The organism is Methylomonas sp. BG-2 (assembly GCF_057766305.1).
The window spans coordinates 1-5,961 of sequence record NZ_JBYMAP010000238.1 but is presented as its reverse complement, the minus strand read 5'-3'; the positions used below and the strand labels follow the sequence as shown (position 1 = coordinate 5,961).

Genomic DNA, 5,961 nt, shown 5'->3' with positions numbered 1-5,961 from the left:
ATCCGCTCTTTATCAAACGCCAGCGGGTACTAAAATCGGCCTCGCCGGGTGGTAATGTCCAGATAGCATGCATATGCTCCGGCAGAATAACCCACGCGTCTATTTGAAATGGATAACGCGCACGCACGGCTCTGACCGTATCGCGCAACAGATCAATCCGCCGTATCAATAAGTCATTCTGATGGCGTTGTAAAAGGTTAACCGTAAAAAACCATGTGGAACCGGGGATATACGCTCTGCGATAGTTAACCATTGAAGGATGATCCGCAAATGACCACAGTCTAAACTAAAGATGATTTTTGTCGGCTTGGTTATACGGGAAGCTTGGTTGGCGACTTATTCCCGCGATTAAATGTCGGTGTCCGATCACTTCGCTGATATTGGCTCGACAACGCCTCCCGCCGCTTCTGGCCGATCTGTGACGTTCCCAGTCTTGATTTCCGGTCAAATTGACATTCCCACGACACTAAAAGACTTGCTCACAACTCTCCAAGCAATAATCGCAAGGCTCCGAGCCTTGCACGCAATGTTAAAAGCCTTGCGCGCAAGGCAAAAAGCAATTCCCGCAGCACTAAAAGAGTTGCGCGCAACTCTCCGAGTAATAAACGCAAGGCTCCAAGCCTTGCGCGCAATGTTAAAAGCCTTGCGTGCAAGGCAAAAAGCAATTCCCGCAACACTAAAAGAGTTGCGCGCAACGTTCCGAGCAATAAACGCAAGGCTCCGAGCTTTGCGCGCAATGTTAAAAGCCTTGCGCGCAAGGCAAATAGTGATTCCCGCAACACTAAAAGTCTTGCACGCAACGCGCCGAACAAAAAACCTAGGGCGAATGGTTAAACCGGCTTATCGATAGCAATTGGCTAACGGGTTGTCGCGCGAATCGCTATCCTAATGACGAGATTCGGCCTGTGGTCTTCGGAGAGCACGCCGGTCGGCATATTTGCCGGGTCGGTCGCACCGGCGCCAACCAGACGGCTTTGCCAAGTCTTTGAACGGGTTGCGAAGTGCCGGGTTCAATATCCTGGCTCGGTCATTCAGGGGTTTGGGCCCGGGCAGTGCAACGATTGATCGCCGCAATTGCCGAGCATTTTGCCGCCAATGGCATCGACCAATTGCAGGTTTAAATGCCGTGCCCAACCGAAAACCCGATGGCTGATGAATGGTTAAACTTGCTTTGTCAGATTTAAGCGACGCCGTCATGCCCGCCGGGATGCGGGCATCCAGTGCCATGGATGGTAAGCTTGGATCCGTCCGTGGGGTCTGGATTTCGGCACCCGTCAGAGCGCCAAAGCGAATCCCTGCCGAAATAACGAGCACTACCGAGAATCTGACAAAGTAGAATTAATCCGCGCATCCAACCCGCTCGCTTCGAATAACGAATTCCCAAAATTCATTGGGAATCCTTTGACTGCTTGAGTTAAATCAAATGCCGATTTTTCGGATTTAGGCATTCAATTCCGGAATACCGGCGGCCAGATGCTTGCGCAGCAAACCGATCTGTCTTTGCAACTCGTCTTCGGCGTCGCCGACGGTTTTGAAGGTTTGTATCAGCTTTTGTTCGTTCAGCGCATCGGGATAATTCGCATCGACAAAATCCAATATTTCCGCGTCCATTTCAGTCATGCTTTTGATGATCTCTTCCATTTTATCCAATACCGCGCGCAATTCATTCAAGTCTTTTGCCATAAATACTCCTCCAGTTTGGTTAGTCTTCAATCATTAGCTTTTAGGCGGGATTGCTTAAAAGCCTGGTCAATCCGGCAAGCAAGGCCGAATTCCCGGTTGCCCCGCGCCGGCGCGGGACTGTCGATACGGATGCCGCGACTTGCGTGCCACACCTCATCGAAAAAACCTGTTCACGTCAAACAACCCGGTCGCGCTTAGCGTTGCCGATAGGCAATCGCAGCGTGCCTGCAATACAATATCCGCCCCGACCGTCCTGCCGGCGGCCGATATTTTGTTTACCCATTCATCCGCAACCAGCATGAGCAAAGACATCCGCATTCAGCGCCTCAGCGGCGCAGCCTTGATTCAATACATTCCCGAACTGGCGCGGCTGCGCATCGAGGTATTCCGCGACTTTCCGTATTTGTACGACGGCGATTACGAGTACGAGAAAAAATACCTGCAAACCTATATCGACTGCCCGGAAAGCGTGATCGTGCTGGCCTTCGACGGCGATGCGATCATCGGCGCCTCGACCGCGATCCCGTTGAAATACGAAACCGCCGAAGTCAAAAAGCCTTTCGTGGACCACAAATACGATCCCGACCAAGTGTTTTACTGCGGCGAATCGGTGTTGAACAAAGCCTATCGCGGCCTCGGCATCGGCGTGAAATTCTTCGAACAGCGCGAAGCCCATGCCGAGGATTTGGGCGGCTTCAAGCACATCACCTTTTGCTGCGTCGAGCGCCCGGCCGATCATCCGCGCCGGCCGGCCGACTACGTGCCGCTGGATGCGTTCTGGAACAAACGCGGTTACTTCAAACATCCGGAACTGAAAACCACCTATACCTGGAAAGATCTCGACGACGAGACCGAAACCCCCAAACCGATGACTTTTTGGTTGAGAGAAGACCGTGCCTAAAATCGCCAGCGCCCAATACGACATCAGCTTCCTGGAAACCTGGGAAAACTTCGCAGCCAAAACCCGCCGCTGGGTGCAAGAAGCGGCCAATAATCAAGCCGACATTCTGCTGTTTCCGGAATACGCCTGCATGGAATTGGCATCGCTGTTTCCGAAAGACGTCTATTCGTCCTTGAACGGCCAGCTGGATGCGTTGCAAACCTTGCTGCCGCCCTACCTGGATTTGTTCCAAACCCTGGCCGCCGAACACCGGGTTTATATCCAGGCCGGCACGTTTCCGGTCAAACGCGAAAACGGCGAATTCCGCAATCACGCCTATTTTTTCACGCCGCAAGGCGACGTGGATTACCAGGAAAAGCTGACCATGACCCGTTTCGAGAACGAGCAATGGCATATCTCGCGCGGCCTGGACATCAAGTTGTTCGAGACCGTATTCGGCAAAATCGCGATCAACATCTGCTACGACAGCGAATTTCCGCACTACGCCCGCCAGCAAGCCGAGCGCGGCGCCACGTTGATTCTGGTGCCCAGCTGCACCGATACCGAAGCCGGCTATTTCCGGGTACGGATCGGCTGCCAAGCCCGCGCGCTGGAAAACCAGTGCTACGTGGTGCAGGCCTCGCTGGTCGGTAACGCCGACTGGTCGGAAGCGGTGGACGTCAATTGCGGCGCGGCGGCGATATACACGCCGGTTGATCGCGGCTTTCCGAACAACGGCATTTTGGCGATCGGCGACTACAACCGAGTCCAATGGGTTTACGCCGACCTGGATCTAACCGCCGTCGAAACCGTGCGTCGGGAAGGCCAAGTGTTTAACTACCGCGACTGGCCCAAGCAATTCGATTGCCGATAGCGGCCGACCAGTCCTGTTAAAGTTGGCCGAGACCTTCGGTTTCGGCCAACGGGCTTTATAAAACCTGCGACCGCGCTAATCCCCGACCGTGTAATCCCTGGACTCCATCATATTTTCCAGCATGCCGAACAGGCGTTGCGGCGTGATCAAACACCCGGCCGCTCCCGGTCTGGGCATGATTTCCACCGTCACTTCTTCCCGAGCCAGCTTGTTCAAGGTCTGATAGGTAAAGAAATCGACCGACTCCACGCCCGGCGCCAGATGCGCCCATTCCCCGGCGACGGCATCGGCGGCATAACGCTTGTAAGGCCAAACCGGCAGCGTATTCCGGCCGTCGAGCTCCCGAATCAAAGGCTGCGGCCCGTCCTTCAAGCCCCAGACTTCGTCGGTTTCGAAGATTCGATACAGAAAATATTCCAATCGCTCTTCGTCGCTCATATCCGGAACGGCGGCAATTTCGTCGGGGTGGGGATCGTAGCGCATGTCGAGACCTATGCTGATGAATATGATTTGGGTTCAGCAAAAATCGCACCATACCCGGCATGCGTCGGCGGCGGCGGTTTTTTCGCGGTCAGCGAGCCGCTCGGCCACCGCGTCGTCGGACAGGCTCGCCCACATTTGTCGCAAACCCGACATTCGTGAATCCGGCCGGGCGGCCGGTCTATAAGCACCCGCATCTCCGCCCCTCAGGCCGCCGCACTATACCCTTGCGGCCCAATCAGCCGATAATGTCGGCACTTAACCGAATAGATGCACACTCATGGACCATTCGACCATCGCCAATCCCGCCCGCAAACCCACCCTGCCCGAACATTCGATGATTCTTGCGTTGCTGCGCATGATCTTTCAACCGCTGACCACGATGGCCCGCATCCACGCGGAACACGGCGATCTGGCGCTGGGAACCGTATTCAAGAAGAAGATTCTGTTCGTCCGCGCCCCGGAATACATCGAGCAAGTTTTTAATCTGGAAGGCAAGGGCTTGCTGAATCGCGACTTCATGTACGACGCCAAGCAAGCGCTGTTTGGCGACGGCCTGATCAACAGCGAATCCGAGGTTTGGAGCAAGCAACGTCGCCTGATGCAGCCGATGTTTACCAAGGATGCCGTGAAAGCTTGGGAGCAACTGATTGTCGCGGAAGCCGCCGGCGCCGCCGAGCGCGTGAAGGGTGCGGCCGGCGGCGATGTCGATTTGAGCGCCGAACTCCGCGGTCTGATTCAGCGCATCTTTCTACAAGTCCTGCTCGGCAAATCGGTGGACCAGCTCAGCAACGGCGCGCATCTGATCAACGTCATCGATGTGCTCAGTCGGGAATTGCCGCTGCAACTGGGCGTGCATCTGATCTTCGGCAAGCGGCTAAAGCGCCTGATACCGCTACGAGCCAAAAACTACCGCGCGGCGGTCGAGCATCTAAAAGCCTTTCTGTACGCCGAAATCGAACAAAAGCGCGCGAATCCCGGCAAGGACTTGATTTCACTGTTGCTGCAAGCCCAGGACCGAAGCACCGGCTATACGATGCCGAACGACTTGCTGCGCGACGAATCGGTCACGCTGTTTTTTGCCGGCCAGGAAACCACGATCAATACGTTGCTGTGGTTTTTTTATCTGACCGGCAAGCACCCGGCGGTACGCGAAAAAGTCGCCGCCGAAATCGCCGGCCTGCCGGACGAGCCGCTCCAGGCCGGCCATCTGGCCCAACTGAGCTACACCAAGGCGGCCTTGAACGAAACCCTGCGCCTATATCCGCCCACCTCGGCATTGACCACGCAGGCGCTGGCGGACATCGAGTTGGGCGACTACGCCATCGCCAAGGACACCATCCTGCTGTTGACGATGCACGCCACCCACCACCATCCGCGCCTATGGCCGCGCCCCGACGAATTCGACCCGAACCGATTTCTGGACGACAGCGCCGCGCGGCGCCACAAATTCGCGTTCTTTCCGTTCGGCGGCGGCCTGCACAATTGCATTGGCAAGCACTTCGCCGAACTGGAAATGTTGCTGATCATCGCCAGCTTTTTTCGGGAATTCCGTTTTGAAACCGATCTCACCCTCAAGGAAGCCTTTAGCGTGACGCTGAAACCGGACGGCCCGGTGGTCGGGCGGGTGTCGGCGGTGTAATAGTGATCCGCAATGGCAACGAAGTTAACGCGATAGGGTTCCGCGAGCCGTCGTCGCCAATCAATATTCCGGCCGCGAGCCGATTTTGCAATTGAATTGCAACATTTCTCGACTAACTTAATACAGCATCGACGAATCGTTCCGGCCCGGGTACTCCTTCCCCGTGCCCGGCCGTTCGGCGATCGCGGCGAACCGGAGAGCGCCGTGTATTGGGGGAAACGCTGCGCAATATCGATGCGCGGCAGCGACGAGTAGGACCCTGCCGAGCGCATGCCGCGCGGCACAACCGCGCCAATCGCCGGGACGGATTCAACGCCGGCAAAACTAGCGCATTGACGCAGTGTAGTACTAGCCAAGGTCGCTTTCATGACCGGCGAACGAGATTTCCGGGACGCTTGAACC

Annotated in this window: 7 protein-coding genes; 3 read left to right on the top strand and 4 right to left on the bottom strand. The window is 55.9% G+C overall.

Annotated elements, in window-relative coordinates:
* The 3 genes from AC3B8H_RS17490 to AC3B8H_RS17480 all read right to left on the bottom strand — a co-directional run.
* On the bottom strand, positions 1 to 253 hold a 253-nt coding region (locus tag AC3B8H_RS17490; RefSeq protein WP_488442827.1), incomplete at its 3' end, for an REP-associated tyrosine transposase.
* Positions 254 to 479: 226 nt separating this feature from the next.
* Entirely contained in the window at positions 480 to 812 is a 333-nt protein-coding gene (locus tag AC3B8H_RS17485) for a hypothetical protein (protein ID WP_488442826.1), read from the bottom strand.
* 628 nt (positions 813 to 1,440) lie between these two features.
* Positions 1,441 to 1,683, bottom strand: a complete 243-nt coding sequence (locus tag AC3B8H_RS17480; protein WP_488442825.1) for a hypothetical protein — start codon at positions 1,681 to 1,683, stop codon at positions 1,441 to 1,443.
* A gap of 298 nt (positions 1,684 to 1,981) precedes the next feature.
* Between AC3B8H_RS17480 and AC3B8H_RS17475 the strand changes: the two genes are divergently transcribed.
* Positions 1,982 to 2,584, top strand: coding sequence for a GNAT family N-acetyltransferase (locus AC3B8H_RS17475; protein ID WP_488442824.1), 603 nt, complete (start codon positions 1,982 to 1,984; stop codon positions 2,582 to 2,584).
* A complete protein-coding gene (locus AC3B8H_RS17470) occupies positions 2,577 to 3,437 on the top strand; it encodes a carbon-nitrogen hydrolase family protein (RefSeq protein ID WP_488442823.1) in 861 nt (286 codons plus the stop codon). The genes AC3B8H_RS17475 and AC3B8H_RS17470 overlap by 8 nt, the downstream gene beginning before the upstream one ends.
* Before the next feature lie 75 nt (positions 3,438 to 3,512).
* On the opposite strand, the gene AC3B8H_RS17465 is transcribed toward AC3B8H_RS17470, so the two are convergent.
* A complete protein-coding gene (locus tag AC3B8H_RS17465) occupies positions 3,513 to 3,920 on the bottom strand; it encodes a DUF2750 domain-containing protein (RefSeq protein WP_488442822.1) in 408 nt (135 codons plus the stop codon).
* Positions 3,921 to 4,197: 277 nt separating this feature from the next.
* Here AC3B8H_RS17465 and AC3B8H_RS17460 point away from each other — a divergent pair, with 277 nt between their 5' ends.
* Positions 4,198 to 5,559, top strand: a complete 1,362-nt coding sequence (locus tag AC3B8H_RS17460) for a cytochrome P450 (protein WP_488442821.1) — start codon at positions 4,198 to 4,200, stop codon at positions 5,557 to 5,559.
* The last annotated feature ends 402 nt before the right edge of the window (positions 5,560 to 5,961 follow it).